Source organism: Nocardia sp. X0981 (genome assembly GCF_977089955.1).
Window position 1 is genome coordinate 4033488 of sequence record NZ_OZ372435.1, and the last position, 20157, is coordinate 4053644.

The following is a 20157-nucleotide window of genomic DNA, read 5'->3' on the forward strand; positions in this document are numbered from 1 at the left end:
CTAGGCCGCACGGCATGGGCATGACGCTGACCGAGGCGCTGCACGGGCTCCTCGGCATGGTAGGTGGCGCCGAGTGGCCGGAGGGCGACGAAGACCTCATGTGGGAGCTGGCCCGCGCCCTCCGGGCGGAGGCGGATGCGCTGGAAGCCACCATGCCCGATATCCGGCGCGTTCACGCGGAGGCACTCGAGGCCTATCCGGCCGGTGAAGCGCACCAGGCCATGGACGACATCTTCGACAAGGTCGAGAGCTACCTTCCAGAGGCCGTCGAAACATTGCGCGGGCTGGCGCAGAGCGCGCGGGATACCGGTGGCGCGATCGAATCGGCCAAACTCCAGATCTACAGTGCGCTGGTTCTTCTCGCGCTGGAATTGATCCTCTCGAAGCTGTTTCCGCCGACCTCGGCAGTCCAGGACGCGGCGGCCATCGCGGCCACCCGGTTGACACTGCAGGCGATCGCACGGTGGTTGCTCGCCGGAATCGCGAACGCGGGATGGCGCAAGATGCTGCCGCAACTGGCGGTGCGGCTGGCAGGCCACGGCCTCCTCGGTGGTGGCATCGCCGGGCTACAGGACATCGCGATCCAGAAGTGGGAGATCGAGCACGGTAATCAGAGCACCGGATTCAGATCGGAACAAACGCTGGCCGCGATAGGCAGCGGGGTCGGCGGTGGCATCCTCGGCGCAGGCGCCGCCCTCGGCGTGCAGCGACTGCGGTTCACCGATTGGGGTCTCGACCATCTGACGACGCCACGGACACTGGGGTTGCAGCTGGTCGGTGGTGGAATCCTGGGCGGCGTGGGCGGTTGGCTGGGCGGCGGCCTGGTCACGGGTGATTTCACGTTCGACTACCGCATGATCAGCGCCGGCATCATCGGTGCGGGAACATCCATCGGCGGCCACCAGGGCATCCATGTTCTGGGGGCGCGTAATCCCGGCGGCCCGATCGAGAACCTCAGTCGCCGGGTCGGCCCGATCATCAAGCTCGGCCAGATGCTCGGGGCCGACCCGGGCGACTTTCCGGTGCGGCCGAGGATGTCGACGACTGTCGGCCGGGACCCGCAGGCACAGAGCAGTCCCGCAGCGCCCGGGGGCGGAACGATCAGGGTCGACCTCACACCGGCTCCCGCCCCCCGATCCGAGTCGCCGGCGGGTCCGCCGGTCCCGTGGAGCCGACCGCCGGAGCCGGGGGCACCACCGCCGCCATCACCCATGGCGGCAGCGGAAGCACGGGCCCCCGGGATCCGACCGCAGTCGCCGGTGGACAGTGTCCGGCCTCAGCCCCCCATACATGATGACACTCGCGGATCCAGCCGGGCGCGGGCCGCGGAATCCGCTGTGGGCGACACTGTGCCGGGGCCGCGTAGCGGGAGCGACGCGCCGCCCCCGGCCGGGAACACTGCGCCGCCGTCCAGGGATGGGAACGACGCGCCCGCGGCCGGCGCGGTAAATAGTTCGTCCGGATCCCGTTCGGCCATTTCCGAACCCGGAATCAGCGATGCCGCTCCCACCGCCGCTCGGGCGGTGGGACACGCCGGTGCCACCTGGCATTCGACGACCCCACCGGGTCCATTGGAGCCCTCCGCCGCCGCGGCCCGTGCCGAAGCGCCGAACAGGGCGGGTGAATCACCATCCGACCACAGAGCAGCGGGCGCTTCCGGGGCGCGACCCGATCCGCTCACGGCACGTCCGGGGGAGCCTGTCGTGCGCGCCGGGCCTGCGGATTCCGCTACACAGGCCCGGCAATTGCCGCCGGACGGGACCCGGGGGGCAGTACCGGACGGTCTCCGACGCCCGGATACCACCGCGACCCCAGCGCCCCGAACTTCCGTGGCTCGGGTGATTCCGGCCGCACCGGGCGAGCCGATCGCCGGCCGCGTGCACGATCCCCGGGCTGCCGGACAGGCGCAGCGCGCTGCGAGCGGGAGCGCGTACCGACCACCTACTGCGGACCCGCAGGCCCGGATCGTCCGGGCGTCGCCGTCGCACGACCAGCGCGGCACTCCGGGATCCGACGAGCCGCCGATGGACGGGGTGCAAGAGGCCGAGAGCGGGATGGCGCTGGTCGACGGCGTGCGCGCACTCGGTATCGATCCGGTCGCGACAGAGCGGGTGTTGCGCGAGGCCTTCCGTACGCTGAAATCCGAGGGGCATATCGACCTGACATATCGCAAATGGCGTGCGTTGCTGCCGGAGGAGAGTCTGGCACGCGAGGGGTTGTTCGGGCATCGCGCCTTGCGCACACCGGAGGCGTTCGTGGCGGCCCTGGAGCGCATCCTGCAGCAGCGGGCGCTGGACGTGCGGCAACCGGAGTATGCCCTACTGCGGGCGTTCCACAGCGCGGTTTCGGCGAGGCCGATCGATATCACGGCCGAAATCCGGCGGTTGCGTGTAGCTCAGCGGTTGGGCATCGAGAACCCTTACACGTTCTATCACGCTCACCATTGGGAACTTGCCGTGGGGCATCTCGAATCCCAGCTGGCCCAAGAACGTGCCCAACTGTCGTCACTGGACAGCGACACACTGCCTGCCGCGCGCCGCCGGCTCGAGGCCCGCGAGCGGCTTCTCGCGGAACTGGTCGAGCTGCTCGAGGTGATGCCTTCCGGCCCGATCGAAGGCCGACCGGCTCATCCGGCGGACGCGCAATCGCCCGGCCCGCTCGCGGGACACCCGGTTCCGCAATCAGCTCCTTCCCATCCTTCCCGCGCCGGCACGGAGTCCCCAGAGCCCGGGGCGGCCGATACGGGTCAACCGCGGCCCGATACCGATTCGGCGGTGCCGCCGGCCGATCCCGGCGAGATTCGGGCCTCGGTCCGGCCCGAGCAGATCCTGACCGAGGCACAAGAGCGGGCTCTCAAAGACGAGTTGGTGCGCGACAGCGGTATCCCGATCACCGGGTACCGGGACCGAGCGGTGCCGGTCGAGACATTGCACGAACTGACACCGTTGCTGCGGACATTGACCGAGCGTTATCCAGGTGCCCTGGACGGGGTCGACTTCGCGGAGCTGTCGGAACACGGCGACGGTGCCGCCGCGGTCGTCCGGGACGGACGGCTGGTGCTGGACCCGCGAGTCGTCGGCCTACCCGTGTCACGGTCGGCGGCGGACCTTCCACTGCGCGAGCTCGTCATCCGCCGGTTCGCCGAAGCCCTCCTCGCCCGCGACGACACAGCGGTGCGCCGGGCGGGCGAATCCGCCGACCTCCTGCGCAGTCAGCTGAGGGAAAACGGCGAGACCCCGGCCGCCCGCCGGGAATGGATGAGGTTCCGCCGAATGTCTCCGGAGCAGGCCATGATCGAGGCCTTCTCACTCGTCGAACGCGAGGGCCCGGATCCGACACATCCCTCCTACGCCTACTACCACGCATTGGTGAGCGGCCCGGAGACACCGTTGGATCTCACCGAGGTGCGGCGCGTGTGGCGAACGGCCGCAGAGGCCGGCATTCCCGACCCGCACCGACTCGGACCGGGTGAGTGGCCGACGGCGCTGAGCGCGCTGCGCGACCGGATCGACGCCGAGGCAGCCGATCTCATGCCGCACCTGCGTGGGATCAGCGCCCGCGCCGCCGCGGCCGCACTCGAATTGCACCGTGATCGCATTGCGCAACACGCTGCTCTGTTCGAGTTGGTCCATGATCGGCCACCGGAGCCACTCGAGAGACCACGTGCGATAGAGCTGATTGCGGCGAACCAGGGAGCGGATTCGATGCCCCTTCTGCTGCGCACCGAAGGAGCGGATCCGGCATCCCGCAGGGCGACGGACGAGGTTACGCCGCAGGAGGTTACGCGACCCATCCGTCTCGACCCCGCAGCGCCGATTCCGGTTGCTCACCATTCGCATCCGCCGCCGCCGATCAGTCCGCCGCAATCGGAGGAAGCAGCACAGGAGTCGGAGGAAATCAGGCAGGCCGCGGCGGATCTGGTGCGCGAAACGCAATCGGTGCCTGTTGTCGAGACGGCCGGACCAGCGGATCCGCACATCGGCTCGGCGCAGGCTACCGAACGGTCGACGAGCAGTTCGTCACGGCAGCGGACCGGTGATGGGCGTTCGATCGAAGAAATGTACTCCCGCTCGGTACAAGACCGCGCGGACGCGTACCGGCGCGAGCTCGAGCAGGATCGCGAGGCGCATACTTCCAAAAGTGTGCCTGAGCAGGCCGACGGACAGAATGTACCGGATGGTGTCGGCGAATTGCCGCAGTGGCAACGAGAAGCGACCACTCTGATCGAGGACCGGTTGGCGGTCCTGCAGGTGAATACCGACGTCGAACGCCTGGTGCTGGCCGCCTTGTTCATCGACAAGTCATATCTCGATGTTGCTATCGTCGCCGGCCAGCCGCGGCCGGAGCTCCTCTTCGGAATGCGCGAGTGGGCGGGATTTCTGGACGCCATGGCATTCGCGCGCGACTACGGAGATCGGGAGTTGACTGTGCCCTTCGTGCGCGAGTTGCACCGTCGACTGATGGTGCTGAGTATCCCTGAGCTTGCCGGTGTGCTCGTTTCCAGTAGTCCGATGGGCGTGCAGCAGAACTCGCCGACCGACGAACAACTCGCGGCCCTGGACGCGAATCCTTATATCAGATACCTCGATACTCGTAGAGAAACCGATCATGCGGACGGCACTGATCGCGCCCTGTGGATCTTTTATCCCGAGTTCCCGCTCGAACATCCGGATATGCCGGGAAGGGAAAACCTCGAGTCATTTCTGGAAGCTCTGTGCGATTGGTACAACGGAGTGCGCGGCAGATCAGGAGCCGACCCCTATGCTGTTGCGGCCGCGTTGCAAAGGATTCTCATATCTGTACACCCGTTCAACGATTACAACGGTCGGCTGTCGCGGCTGTTGATGAATTGGGCATTGGAGAATGCCGGGCTGCCGCCGAGCGCCGTCCACGATGTGAACCTCGATCTGTTCGGTTCACCGCAGGAGTGGGCTGCGGCGGTCCGAGCCGGAAGCGAGCGGTTCGGCGAAATATGGTCCAGAGCCCGGCATCTAGGTCCGGAGGCGGACCCGGTCGAGTTGTTCGGCCTCGATGAGCTACGACGGCGCTATGTGGAGATAGATGGCCGCCCGGCTCCATTCGAGCCCGAGGCGAATCACAACACACCGGAATTCGCTCGATTGCTGCGCGATCTGAATCAGGCACCCCGGCATGACATACCGAGTGACCGGACAGACGGCGAAAGGGTGGGTGGTCCGGATCCATCGGATCCGGCGGTCGTGCCCGGTCCGGGGCATCTGAGTTCGGAGCGTTTCGAAGGGGCGGGGCCTCGGCACGCCCGCGGGCAACCGTCGGCAACGGAGGAATCCACGATCGGATTGGAAGGACATCCGGCGAACCTGCCCGAGTCCCACGAACCGGTATCCCGGAACGAGTCACCGCCGGACTCGCATGCCGACAGGCAGTTACGGAACCAAGCGCTGGATCGAGCGCTCGCAGCCGCGGATCGGGAACGCGGAAGACTCGAACTCCTCCGGGACGGGGCTCTCGTCGAACGCTCCGCAATCCTCGAGGCGGTGGCCGAGGGACAGCCGGTCCCCGAAGCGCGGATGGCTGTCGTAGACGCCCATATAGCGAACTACGACTACGCGCACGCGGCGCACACCTGGCTGAGCGCGCTCTCTCGGGCGCGCACGACAGCCGAGATGTACGAGGTGTACTACGCACATCTGGCGCAACGCGAAGCCGCGCGTCTGGCGTTGTCATCGGACCTCGACCGCCTGGCCGCCGGCGACGAGTACCGACACGCCTCCGACCAGCTCGCCACTTTCCTGGACCTGTACAACCGTGCGCGCGCCGAAGTGCAGCGGCTCGACACGGTTCTCGACCAGGGGCTGGCGGATCCGCGTGTCATTCCCCGATATGTCGACGTAGCGTCGCTGCCGCACGATGACGGCGGCGCCGCATGGCGGGCCGCCGCCGACGTGACAGCCGTCGGTGCCGTGGACCGGTCTCCGTTCCCCGAGTCGGTGGTCGCCCTGACCGACTCCCAGCTGCAAGCGCGGGCTCGCGGCCGAATCCTCGGCATAGGGGACCATGCCGCGTTGACGGCGCGACTACGCGAGATGGGGCCGGGGGCCTCGGCTCTGGTCGTCGACACGCACCGGTACACCGGTGCGCGCCGCCGGTACCAGCTGGTCAACTTTCAGAACGTGATCATCAGCATCGACCGGACTTTCGGATTAGTACATGCCTTCACTCCGGTGGTGCGGCCGGGACTGGAAAGTCATGCCGCGCTGTTCGATCGAAACGGTCGGCATGTCGATCCGATCGGCCCGGCCGAATGGCATATGCTGCCGCACTCGGAGCGGCGTAGTTTCCCGGAGCGCGTGGCCCTCCTGAAGCGGATCAGCGCGGTCTACTTCGAGAGTGGGCAGATCCTGGCGGCGGCCCGGCGGCTGGCCGGCGAACTCGGGCTGAAACGGGTGGGCGATCTGAGTGATCCATCGGCCCGCCAGCGGCTGCTCGACCGACTGGACAGGCTTGCGGGCAAGCGGAACAATCCACGCCGGGGGCGTGGAATCGACGCACTGATCGAAATGTTGAGCCAACATCGGAAAATCGTCGACGACCTTACTTCGCTGAGCGCCATCGGCCGCGATCTCGCGCATGCCGAACTCGCGTACGAACACCACAGCGCCGAATACCGGGACGCGGCAGCGCGACTCGGATTGGACCGGGACGACCTGCCGAGCCGGAGAATGCTCGAGGAAATTCGTGACACCGCTCCGGAAGGGAAATTCAAACGCGATATCGGCACCCTGCTGGAGATCGAAGGGCGTATCCGGGCGGCCGATGAGATCGCCCGGGAAAGCAACAGCAGACTGATCGCCGCGCTGGACGCCAGAACGCCCATCCACCAGATCGACTGGGCGGCCATCGACAACTACTGTCTGCAGTCGACCCTTATCGACGCGATGTGGTACGCCCCCCGCGGCGCTCGTATCGAGCCGCTCGACTGGGATTTCAGCACGGAAGGGACACCGGACTTCGCGGCGGCCGCTGCGTTGGGCGCCGAGCCCGAATATTTCCGTAGCCGTAGCGAGATGGAGTCCTACCTCACGTCGCTTCCGCACGGGGCCTGGATCGCGGTGCTGGACAGTGGGGCCGGATTCGGGCACAGCTACCGGGTCATCAACAACCACGGTCGGATCCTGGTAAGAGAATGGGCCGGTCTGGAGACATATTCCTACCCGCCCAAGGTCCGTGGTGAGGTTGCCCAGATCCGCGGAATCGTCTATCTCGCCCGGGATACGCCGAAGCTGCCGCTTTCCGAGCGAACACGAGCGTCACTGCGGGATTTGAGCCGGCAATACAGCGAAGCAGCTGCTGAGCGGCATCGGCTGACGGTGAGGTTCGGCGAACTGTCCGGTCCATTTCCGCGCGATCTGATCGGAACTCCCTCCGAGGAATGGGCTTCACCGGAATGCATCGAAGAACGCGCTGACCGGTTGCGCCGGTGGTCGTCGGATCGGGCCGACATATCCGAACAACACCAAATCCTCGCTCGGATCGACCGACTGATCGAAACGGCCTATCGCCTCGCCGCGGTGACGGCCGATGCGGCGTCGATCAACTCCGAGGCCAGAAGGGTCCTGGGATCTGGAGGTGAGCGCGGCAGGGACACCACTCCCCTCGCGTACCGGGACCCGGTGCCGCCCCATTCGGGCGACGACGCGGCGGATACTTCTGTGCCTCCTTCGTCCGAGAACGGGGAAGCACCTGACCGACATATCGAATCCACCAGCACGGACCGATCGCAGTTCGAGGTCGATCCGGCGGAGGAGGCCACCCGCGGCGAGGTGGTCGACACCGTTGAACTCGACGAGTTCGGCGAACTTGTGCGGGTGGAGTTCGCGGACGGATCTCTGAATGTCTACCGGGTGAATCCGGACGACGAGGAGATGCAATTCTCGGGCATTCCCCGATCTGGGCTTATCGTGCGTGAGGTCGCTGTGTCGGTGCTGGACCGACTCCTCGGTGCCGGTCTCGTGCCTGCGGCCCGATTGTGGTCGGGCCCGGAGGGACCAGGCTCGCTGACGGACTTCGTTCCGCATCGGCCGCCACGGCCGGTCCGGCAGTATTCGGTTGTGCAGCGGCACTGGGCGGCGGTGATCGACTACATCGCCGGGCACGTGGATCGTAACGGGCAGAACTGGGCGACACGAGAGGCCGGTACAGAACGAACCGACTCGCCCGAAGGGGCCCCCGAACTAGTGTTGTTGGACAACACCGACACCTGGCCGGAGAACGCGGACTCATTCACCTTCGACGATGATCTGGATCTCGGACGGATCCGTTCGCCGTTCGTCCTGGATGCTGTCGGGCAGGATCTGCATCCTGTGGTGATTGCGGGCGCCCGCGGCCTGGAGGTCGGAGTGCTCCGTTCTGCTCTGGAGCTGCTCGGTCTCGAGCCCGGCGCCGTAGCGGATGGAGTGTCCAGACTGACGGAGATCCAGGAGAATGGCAGGATCACCGGTGCCGCCTGGCCAGGACTCGGGGTAGTCGGGTACGTGCCTCCTGCCGAGGCCACCATTCCCGTCGGCGAGACGCTCGCCGGTGAGGAGCGCGCCGTTCACGACAGAGAATTTGTTGCTGAGGAGGAGGCGAATGGGGAGGCGGGCCGGCACGACGTAGCGGTCCGTGTGAGGTTCGAGGACGACACCCTATGGGAATACAGGCCGGAGTCCGCTCGGTTGGCCGACGGGACGCGGATTCCGCCATCAGGTATGTCAGTGCGCGATACGGCATTCGCGCGCTTGGACCGTCTGCTCGGTTTCGGAGTGGTTCCGGTGACGACTCTTTGGAAGGGGCCGCAGGGACCGGGATCTCTCATGGAGTATGTCGGCGACGTCTCGCCCGCCCGAGCCGTCGGGGAGTACTCGCCGCGAGAGCGCAGCATGATGGCGGTGCTCGACTATATCGCCGGAACGCGGCACCGGACCGAACAGTCTTGGCGTACCGTCCTGGACACTGCGGGCACGCCCCATATCGTGCCGATCGAGCAGGGCCGCACCTTTCCGCTCGATTACGCGTCCTTCGCTCCGGAGCCCGGACAGGACTCCGGCGCTCCGGAGCACGCCTCGCTGTTCGAGAGCCCTTTCGTCGCCCGTGCACTCGGTGAAGGACTCGACATCTCGGTGGTCGAGATGGTCCGGGCATTGGCTCCCGCGCGACTCGAAGCGATGCTCGTCGCGCTCGGTCTCGAGGGTGCGGCGATCGACGGCGCGCTGGTGCGACTGGCGGAGATCCAGGTCAACGGAACGATCACCGGCGCCGCCTTCATCGATCCGCACCGATCCCAGTTGTCCGACGGGATGCTCGCGCCGGTGGAGACACCGCTTGTCGGCGGGCCGGAGGTGGGCGCCTACCTGGTGCCGGTCACCGAGGGACCGCACGTCGCGCAGACCCGGCGGCTGGTGCGCGAGGTGATGGGGGACTGGCCGGACTCCGACCAGGTGGATTCGGCGGAGTTGCTCGTGTCCGAGCTGGCCGGGAATATTCTGCGCTACGCCGATTCGCGCGGCTTCGTGATCGCGACCGTAGCCGACAGCCCGGCAGGACGGGTCGTGCGAGTGGGTGCCCGGGACTACAGTCCGGAGCTGCCGGTGCGACGGGACGCCGACGAGGATGCCGAATCCGGCCGGGGCATGGCGCTACTGGAATTGGTGGCCACCGATTCCGGCATCGTCGAGCACGGAGACGGCAAGACGATCTGGTTCGAGTTCCGTGCCGACCCGCCGGACACACAGCCCGGCAATAGGCGGCAGCCGATCAGCGCGGAAAGGTTGTCGGCAGTTCGTGAGGGTATCCGCTCGCTCGGTGAACAGCCGGCCGAGGGAGCGAACCAGCAGCAGCTACGCGAAATGCTTTCGGCACTACTCGCCGAGCAGCAAGCGCTCGCGCTGCGGGAGCGGGAAACCTTCGATCAGCGGCTCTATTCGGCTTCGGGGTATCGCGAATTCCGGGCGACGCTGAAAGCTCTGGACGACCGCGTCGTCGCGATCCGTAGACTGCTGCGGCAGCTGGATGGACCATCAGCGGAGCTGCTGCATCAGGGGGCGATTCCGCAGGCCGGCCACCGAACGAGCGATACGCCGTTCGCTGATCGTCTTCTGGAGGCGATCGCGCGGTTCGAGCCGGCGGTGACAGTGCTCAAGATGCCGGAAACCGACGAGTCCGCGCGGGTGGAATTACTCACCTTCGACGACGGGTGGATGGTGATCCGGAAGTTCGTGGACGGCCGGACCGAATCGATGTCGGCCTACCAACGGATGTGGCTCGACGCCGAAGAGCTCGGCGCATTGGTCGGACAAGCTGTCGGAGCCCGCGTTCCAGCGGTTCATATCGTGGACGGTGTCGTGTACATGGAGTTCATCGAAGGCCCGTCCGCCGCTGCCGCATGGCAGGAGGCGGCCGGCCCGACTCGCTTGTACGCAGCCGACAATCGGCAGATCGCGTGGCCTTATGTCAACCTGCCCGACGGTCGGCTGATGGGCCTCATGGACGGGTTGATCGCCAATGACGACCGGCACGCCGGCAATTGGATCATCAACGGGCCGAACCGACTGTTCGGCATCGACCATGAATTGTCCTTCGTCCACCAGCGGGGGAACAGTCTCTTCGCCGATCGAATGCGGATGTTCGTCTCCCTTTTCGGTCCCGAGTGGATAGACCCGGTGGCCCCCATGCGGGATTTCGCCGAGATCCGTGACCGGCTCGACCGATTGCAACCGGAATTCGAGATTCGTGGCCGTGCGAGTTGGCACGACCAGATGATGCGGCTGCTCGACGATATCGAGGTACATGCGGTCGACCGCGGTCGCCAAAGGCTGGATTGGGAAGTCGACCGTGGGCGGGCGCGCGAAGCGGTCGAGGCAGCCCTGTACCGCGTATTGGAAGATGTGCCCGGGGATCCGATAGGGACGCCGGAGATACTGGCACGCCCGGAGGAAACCGTCGAGCGGCTGTCGGCGCGGGGGGCCGAGCCGGATCTGATACGCGAGCTGTCGGCAGCTGTCGAGGCGTATGACGAGATCACCCGCCGCATCGCGAGGGCTGATCGACAGGCCGCCGAGGTACTCGCCTCGATTCAGGAGGCCGATGCGCCGCTGCTCGACGGCGTCTCGGCAGAGCGTGACAACGGTATCGAGCTCGGGCCTGCGTACATACTCGGGAACCCGCTGGACGGAAGACACCCGCCCGACGATGCCAACTGTGCTCCGCTGGCGGGGATCGCCGCGAACGACTTCTATTACTTCGAGCGTGGGGGCAGGCGCGTGGTCGACCTCCCGGAGGCGGTTCTCGGCCTCGATGGACTGCCCCACGAACTCCTGGAATGGTATGCGGGGGGCCGCTACGAGTATTTCGGCGATGTATACGAGGGGCGGGCGCGGATTGCCCGGCGCCTGTGGGGCGGCCCGGATGAGCTGCCGGCTGATCGGTCGCCTGCCCAGGTGGACGACGGCATCGATAGGGCAACCAAACAGGAGAACTCCCTGCGCGGCATGGTCGTGGTCGAGACGCGACGGCTCGAAGGATCGGTTGCGCCGGCGCACGCGTACTTCGTCGGAAACTACGGCGGTCGCCTGCTGACATACGATTTCGGTGGTCGATATATCGGTGAGTTCGATCCCAGGAGGATCGACCCGACCGTCGTATCGGTCCACGGCGTCGAGTACACGCCGAGCGGCGACCCGGTACACCCCCTGTTCGTGGATGCCGACGGTAAATCGGTTCGTCCGCTGGATATCGACCTGGAAGTTGCGATACCCCCCGCACCGCCCATGCGCGGTCCGGCGCCGGGAGATATCGGCAGTCTGCCGCCTGAGCCGCGGGGCGCGGCGTCCGGCCACCACGACGACGCTGGTGCGGACTCGCCGGAACAGCTGATCGAGCAGGCTCGTCCGGCGGTCGAGGAGTTGCTGCGGCAGGACGGGGCCGTGAGCAGGTTCGCATGGCTGGGGCCCGGGGTGGTGCGGGTCGATCCGCACGAAGAGGGCCCCTATATCGCTGTTTCGGCCGTGGGTGGCGACCACGTCGGCGCGTTGCGCGTGGCGGTCACGAAATTTCCGCACGCTTTCGAGCAGCTGTCGAACGACCGCGCCATGTTCGGGCACCTGGGTGAGGACCGGGACGGGGTGCGGCATATCCGCGTGGAGACCGACGGCACAGTCGGCTTCGCGGACCCGTTCGATATCGACACCTTGTTCCGGCTGCCGTCGCCGATGGACGTCACCGCGGCGTTGGTGGCGGAGTTCGTCGCGCTGCGCGAGACCGGAGCGGCCCGGGGCGGGATAGATCAGTGGATCGGGTTGCTCCGTGACCGGGCGACGATGGGCACTCTCGCGGAGCAGGTACTGATCTCCGGATGGGGCGGATTCACCTGGTCTTTCAACGGCCTCTGGCGGACCCTGGAGTACACGAACGAGCATCCGATTCCGGCGCATCATCCGGCCGATGTGCTGCGCCGTCTCGCTCTATTGGAGTATCCGCTGCCCGGCTCTCCGCCCGAGGACGGCATCGAACGGCTGCATCGGTTCACGAGCAAGAACATCACCACCGAGACGGTGTCGGTGAAGACACTGGTCTTCACGATCGTGGTCGAACAGGACCTGAGTACCCGGCGCTGGTCGCTGAACGACGGCCCCGGCGGCCCCGCCCAGCATGCCTTGGTACGCCGATTCGGTGAGTTGACGGCCGACAGCCCGCAGCATCTGGCCCGGCTCATCGCCTCGGATCTTCAAGGTGGCCGGCTCAGGAATATCGCCGCGCGTCTGCTCGGCCCGTTGCGATCCGCCGCCGACCCTGTGTCGGAGGTCGACAGAACCGTCCCGTTGCGGGACGGTATCGGCGGCTCGCCCGACGATCCTTCCCGGCCGGAGTTCGCCGAACCGGGCCGGCCGCCGGAATCCGGAGGTGATGCGGACGCGGCAGGGCGCGATTCGGAATCGGGCACCGGTGATCGGCGGTGGAAGCGGACGTGGCAGGTCGGTTCGGCGCATGGTGAGTCGATCGACCTCCGGACCGTCGGGGCCGCGGTGTCGGAGATGCTGCGAGACTGGCCGCGGGATCGAGTCGATATGACGTCGCTGGCGGTGCACGATCTGGTGCGGCGGGCGTTCGAGCATCCCGGGTCCCCGGAATATCGGGATACGAAGGTGACCGTGGCGGTAGACGGCGACGAAGTATCGGTGCACGTTGCGAGAGAAGACATCGACCCGCTGGTGTTTCGGCTGAGTCGGGGCGACGGACCGCGCGCGGTAGCGGCCGAGTTGGTGGTGCCGTTGGTGAGCCGTCTGGAAAGGAGCGGTTTACCGCACGCAGAGGTACCCGTCTCGCTCGGCGGTATGACGAGTCTTGTGTTCGAGTCGAGGCGGGAGATGATCCAGCGTGCGGTCGCGTACTTCGGTGAACGCAGCTTGGACAACGGCTATGATCTGGACCCCTCCCGCCTGCCGTGGGTGAGGTTGACCGTCGAGGCCGGTGGATCCGGTACGCCGTCGGTGCGACTGGTGGTGGCCAACCGGACTCGGCAGGACTCGGTCACGATCACCGGGACTCCGGCCGGCACCGGCATCGTGATCTGGCGCTACCTCGACGAGACCACCGAATCGCATCACCTCGATGATGCGGTGCGGGTGCTGGTGACCGAGTTGATTGCCGAACAGTCCGACGGCGCCGAGCAGGTGGCGGCCGCGGCCGGTGATATCGCCGTGGGGGTATTCGGTGACCGCGCCGTGCGGCAGGAGCACAGCAGTGGTGAGTCGGGTCTGGAAATCCGGACCGAGCCGGAGGGGCAGCGTCTCGGCATCTCGGTGTGGCACCAGGGCAGATTTGCCGGAGGAGAGGTCCCGCTTCGTCTGGACCGGCCGTATGACGCCGTGAACGATCTGGCCGGACTGGGCCGCCGGGTCACGGCGTTGGCGACCAGCTTGGGGCAGCCGGTCGGCTTGCGGGATCCGGATTCGGTCCGGGCGGCATTGGAGGGCGTGCGTGCAGACCGGTCGTGGCGTGCCGACCGTTTCCGGGCTGCGGCGCAGCAGTATCTCGACGCTCTCGCCGACCCGGCGCGTTGGGCGGCGTTGCGTGCCCTGGCCACTGCCTACGGTGGGGTGGAAACGCCTGGTGAATTGAGCGGTCTGGTGTACTGGCTCAACGACGAGTACAAGGATCCGGCATCGTTCGTGCCCGATGCCGAGGAGTTCGGTAAGCGGCTTCGGGTGGTGGTGGACTGGCCTGCGGAACTGCCGGCCACGGACATCGACGTGCGGGCGGTGCTGTCGGCGATCGCGCGTTATCAGGCCGGAGACGACTACAGCCGGTTTCCGCCGGGCATCGAGCAGTTGCGTGAGTTCGCCGGTTGGAGTGCGGAACTGCACCGAGTCGTGAATCTCACCGGTTTGCCGGTGGACACTGCCCGGATGTTCATCCCGGCATTGGACGACGTGGAGCGTTTGGTGCGCGCACGCTACGATCTGGACGCCTCCACTCGGGTCGGTTCGGGCCTGATCCAAGAATTCGCGCATGTGACCGTCGCTGCCCATCGTGGCGAATCCGTTGCCGACAGCCCGCAGACCGAGGTCCGGAAGCTGCTGGACGCGGCGCACGTTTTCCGTTTCTACCGGTTCGGCGAACGCCTGGAGGCGCTGGATTCGGCAAGCCGAGGGTATCTCGAACACTCGGTGATGCTCGGCGAGGTCGCGCGCCTGCAGGAGCTGATCGTCCAGCAGTGGCCGCAGGCGGAGGGACGGTCTTTCCGGTTCCTCGAATTCGTCACGCAGCAGTACGCGCAGTCGTGGGATCCCTATCACATGGTGATGCGCTACCGAAAGGTCCGCGACGAGGCGGCGGACTATCGCGTCGGCTCTCTCGACGAGTTGGCCGAAGGACGTGCCGGAGGGATGGATCGGCAAGACGGCTTCGAAGCCGACAAAGAATGGGGAGCTGTCGAATACGTTCTGCGCAACTATATCGGGGAGTGGAGTGACGGCGTCTTCGAACCCGCGAATCATCATCGGCCGGGCCTGCTCGAGCCGGCTCGGTTCCGGTACCGGATCTTCGGTCACGACCTCGCGCTGATCGATGCCATCGTCCGGTTCCTCAGAGCTGAGGGATTCGCTCCGGGACATTTCGAGACAAAGGGGAATATAGGCGGCGGCAACGCAGTCGGCTATACGCTGGCTCTGGCACCTTTCGTTCGCGACGGTATCGAGCAGCTGATCTACGAGGGAAACGCCGACGAATGGCAGTATGCCGAAGCGATGTACGGTCCCGGCCCGGGAATGCACAAATATGTCGACCAGGGCATCCCTCGAATGCTCAATACCCGTGGGATCTGGCGGCACTGGGTACCCGCGGGCGCCGAAATCTTATCCCGCTACTACCCGGATCATGACTTCGCGGCGCTGAACGCCGCCTCGGACGAGCAATCGGATGCCGTCATTTCCCAGGTATTGAGCGAATCCATCCCCACCAAGGGAAATGTCTTCACCTTGGAGGACGGGCGCTGGCCGGCGACCGTGATGACCTTCGTTCACGATTCGCTCAGCTGGGAACTCGATGTCGCGCTGGGAGCATTCGAACGCGCTCTGGCGGCGGCGACCGAATGCTCGATCGTGGCTTTCGTGATGAACGACCAGGACGAGAACGGCCCGGAAGGCAGAGGCAAAGGCTACTATGCCGGCGAAGAACTGTTCCCGAATACGACCTACCTGCGGCAGCCATATCTGGCGATTATCCGCGGCGACCCGCGCGTGAAATCGATCCGAGTACTCGAATCCCACGATTTCCCCGGCGGGGAGGAACAGTTCTCCCCGAACGAACACGGTCTCGCGGCATGGGTGACCACCTTCTACTCACCGCAGGAGATGGCGAGCCGACCGTCCCTGCCCACCCGCCCGGCCGAGGCATGGCATATACCGATCTCCCCCGAAGTCGCCCCGGACGCGGCGGTCACCGTGATCAAAGATCTGATACGCGACGTCATGATGGGCAGCTCTCCCGCCGAACTGCGCGCCGCCCACACCGCGGCCGAGGAACTGATCTCCGATGTATTACCACGGTTGAACGAGCCCTCGGAATTCGCGATCCTCCTCGACGGCGACAGCATCCGGTTCGAGATCGCGCACACCGAGAACACCGACATCGCCGGGCCACGGCGCGCCGAGCCGCTCGGCGACACCAGCACCTACCGACCAGCGATGCGCGGCGTCTTCCGGACCGAAGCCGTCCTCGTCCACACCGGCGACCCCGATACCCGTCACACCGACGAGTACACCGATAACGCGGAAGCGACGCCGTCGCCCGGGTCGGTTCCGTCGAGGACCGGGAGCCCCGCGGACCCCTCCGACGATGTAGCGGACGCCGCGGCCCGGGTCCGTACAGCCGACGACAATCCCACGCCGGCATCCCCGGTGGTCGAGCGAGGGGCGGGCGGAGACGGCCGGGCCCGTCGCGGTGCCGCCGAGAGTGCAGTTGCTCGGCGCAGGGATGACTGCATCACTCGGGTGGCCCAGGTGCTTTCCGCGCTGGGAAGCGACGAAGCGCGCGTGGTCGAGAACGGTAGGAAAGACTGGCGTGCTCTGGAAACCGCCATTGCCGCACAGCTCACCGAGGTCGACCCGGCACCGCACAGCGACGATCCCCTGGCCTCGGTTGTCGACGCTGTCCGACACGGACACAACGGTGCCGACACCGCGGTCGTCGTCGTCGACGACGGCGCCAAGGCCCACAGCTACGTCCTCACCGATATCGACGGCACCGTCGTCGTCTTCGACACCAATATCGAGGGCGCGGCACCCCGGGTGCGGACGCTCGAGTCGTGGACACAGTCCTACCCGCATATCGAAGAAGCCTTCGTCGCGTTCTTCGGAAACGACAACGGCACGCTGTCGGCCCTCGATGCGCCGCTCCCCGACCGTACCGGCCGAGCACACCCACGACACGATATCGAAGGCCCGCCCGGCCCCTCGGCGGATCGGGACGGCGCCGGGCAGGACCGCGGCATCCCGCCGGAACCGGCGCCCGAGGATCAGCACACCGCCGCCACCACGAGTCGGTACACCGTCACCGAGTACCCGGCGCAGGACGCACTCCGGAATCTGCCCGGTACAGATGGTGACCCTTCCGGAACAACGACCTCGGCGTGGTCACCCGATACCGGTGAGCTGATCGCGGAGCACGTCGGATCCATCCCGCCCTCCTACGCGGAGCTGCGGAGGTCGCTCCGGAATCTGCACGAGTTGCACCCGGATACAACCGGCTGGGAGACCATCGGTTCCTCCGAGGGCGGTCTCCCGGTCGATGTGTTCTCTCTCCACGGCAGCGCACAAGACGCGAAACCCGTTGTCATCGTGGTGGATCCGCATCCTATGGAACAGATCGGCCGCGCCACGGCCCTCGCCTTGGCCGAGTATGTCCTTGCCCACCCCGTGTTGCGGGCGGACGCGTCCTATCACTTCGTCGTCAGTTTCGATCCGGACAGCGCGGTTCTGAACATGCGCTGGCCGACGGGTGAGGGGCCGGTCGATCTGAAGAAGTATCATATGAGTTTTCACCGTGATCTCGGCATCAAGCAACCGGAGTGGGGTTTCTCCAAGGTTGGATCCGCGGAAGAGTTGCCCGAGACCAGGGCGGTCAAGGTGTTCATCGATGGCCTCGGACAGAGACCATTGGTGCTCTTCTCCTTGCACAATGCGCATGGAGGTGGTGCGTATTCGTTGGTGGCCGCGACCGGAGATCGGCACCGACCCATCGAGAACATGCTCGGCGATCTGATGGATGAGCTCAGCCGCAGACATTCCGTACCGGTCGAAGAGTTTCCTGCGGATGCCGAGGAAATGACGCTGCTCGGTTCCGGAGCCTTCCGTTATCCGCCCGTCGATGATATGTCGGATCCGGATAGTTGGATCGCGAGTGTCCACTACGCGGCCGACCGCGGCGGACTCGGTGTGATCATCGAACTCCCCGAGTGGCACACCGAACCTTCGCGGCTGACCAGGGAAGGGGCGATAGAGCTCCTGCACGAACAAATCTCGGTATTCGACGAAACCTACCGCAATCTACTGGAATCCGTAGGCGAGGGCTTGTTCGGGCGAGGTGCGAAATTCATGGCGGAAACGCTCCCGGAAAGGATCGAGAAGCTCGCCGAACCGAATACTCCCATCTTCGGCAAGGAGAATATACATCTCTTCTCGTTACGTGCGGGCGGTATGTTGCTCCGGCGGATGGATCAGTTGCTGACTTCCGAATATCGCGATGATCCGGCGCTGCGTGCCGCGTACGCCACTCTCCTCCGGGCCTATGACCGCTGGTGCGACGAAGCCGAGCGTGATTTGAAACCGATGTGGCGGCCGTTGAAATCCACGGCGGGTTTTCAGCTGGACCTCGTCTTGCAGGTCGTGCGGAATTCGCTGTACCCTCCGGAGTCGCCCGCCGGGCGGGTGCCGGGCGCGGGCGATGACACTCCCCGGCCACCAACCGACAAAGCTCCCGACCCCAGCGAAGGTTCGTGGGGAAACGAATCACGGAGCGGCTCGTACCCTTCCTGGGTCGGACGGGTTGTGGAATTGGACAGTCCGCCGGAGTTGTGGACGGGTGGCGCGGCGGGGCCGGGCGATCGGCTCGAGCGGAACTTGCGGCGACAGCGGGAAGTCACCGAGCACCCGCATCTGGAAAAGAGCCCACCGGATGCCCCCATACCCGACTACGACGAGAACGACCCGTACGTACTGCCGGAGGGATACCAGTATGTCGAGGTGAGCGATTCGCAGCTCGGGCGCGGCATTATGCCGGTGATGGCCAATCATCGGCTGGACGAACTGCCCGACACCATCGAGGAGGTCGTTATCGTCGTCCATGGCTGTCTTCGCAACGCCGACACGTACCTCGATGCGTATATCGAGTCCCAGGGGAGATACGACCCGGCGAGAATTCTGGTCATCGCACCGCAGTTTCCGGCACCGAACGATCTCGCGGCCCTCGAGAGTGCCTCGAGCGACCCGCGCTTCCTGCGATGGGGTATGCACGATTGGCGGCACGGTGAGCCCGCGCAGTACCCGTCGGCGCCCTTGAGCTCGTTCCAGCCGGTCTTCTCCCTGGCCTACCATTGCTGGAACCGCTGCCCCGATATCAGGCAATTGACCGTGATCGGAAATTCCGAAGGGGGACAGTACACACATCGTCTGGGTTACCTCGCCGGCGTGTTCCAGCCGCTCGTGGACCGAGGCATCACGGTCCCCCTCATCGCATCGAACCCGGGAACAGTGCAATCCCTGTATCGATCCGTACCGGATACCTCGACGTATCCGAACTATGCCAACCGCGACTACGGCCTGGACCAGCTGCATCGGTTCCGTTCGATCGGACCGGAGCATCCCGCGGCCCGGTCACCGTTCGGGCCGGAGAATCTGCCACCGATATGGCTGGAGGTCCTCGCGGGGCTGGCGCCGGACTGGAACGGGCAGGTCCGGAAGGCGTGCGAGTACATGATCCGGCATGTCGTGTTCTGTGTGGGTGCGGAGGAGATTCTTGCCGAAGACGCTACCGATGAGGAGAAACTGAATGCCGCGAACGCGAGCCTGCCCTGGGAGGAGGGGGCACTGGCGCAGGGCGTGCACCGCCCTGCGCGGGTGCGGGGATTGCTGGACCAGTTGACGTGGAAGATTCTTGCGGGCGAGCTCGATCCCGGCGCGGCCCTGAAGCTCGTAATCCCGCCGACCGGCCACAGCGGTGCCGCGGTGACGGAATTACTGATGGACCCGGTGCCGATGGACCCGGTCGCTTGGCCGGCTGTGATCGAGTTCTCGCTGATCAAAGAGTTGTTCACTCGTGACGAAGCACGACACGACTCCGATGCCGACCCGGTGAGAATCGCCGGGCTCCCGGCGCCGAACTCCGAGTTCATCTCTCCCTGGAGGCTCGTGATACACCGCAGGAGGGATTTCGATGATCTCTGACAACAGGGTGTCCGGGCAGGTCGGGACGCCGGCGTCGGCACGGCTTGTTGTTGGGGGACCGGCGCCATCGGCGCTGTGGTTCACCGCAGTGATCCGGCAGCCGCTTTCGAGTGCGCGCACGGCGAAGGTGCCACCGCCACAGCCCACCTCGAGGAGGTGGTCATCGGCGGAGAGGTGCAACTCCGTGAGCGTGTCGCGG

General features: G+C 66.0%; 1 protein-coding gene. It reads left to right on the top strand.

What is annotated here, in order from left to right; genetic code table 11:
• Positions 1 to 14 precede the first annotated feature (14 nt).
• Positions 15 to 19958, top strand: a complete 19944-nt coding sequence (locus tag ACYR7D_RS18185) for a WXG100-like domain-containing protein (RefSeq protein ID WP_459545767.1) — start codon at positions 15 to 17, stop codon at positions 19956 to 19958.
• Positions 19959 to 20157: the final 199 nt, after the last annotated feature.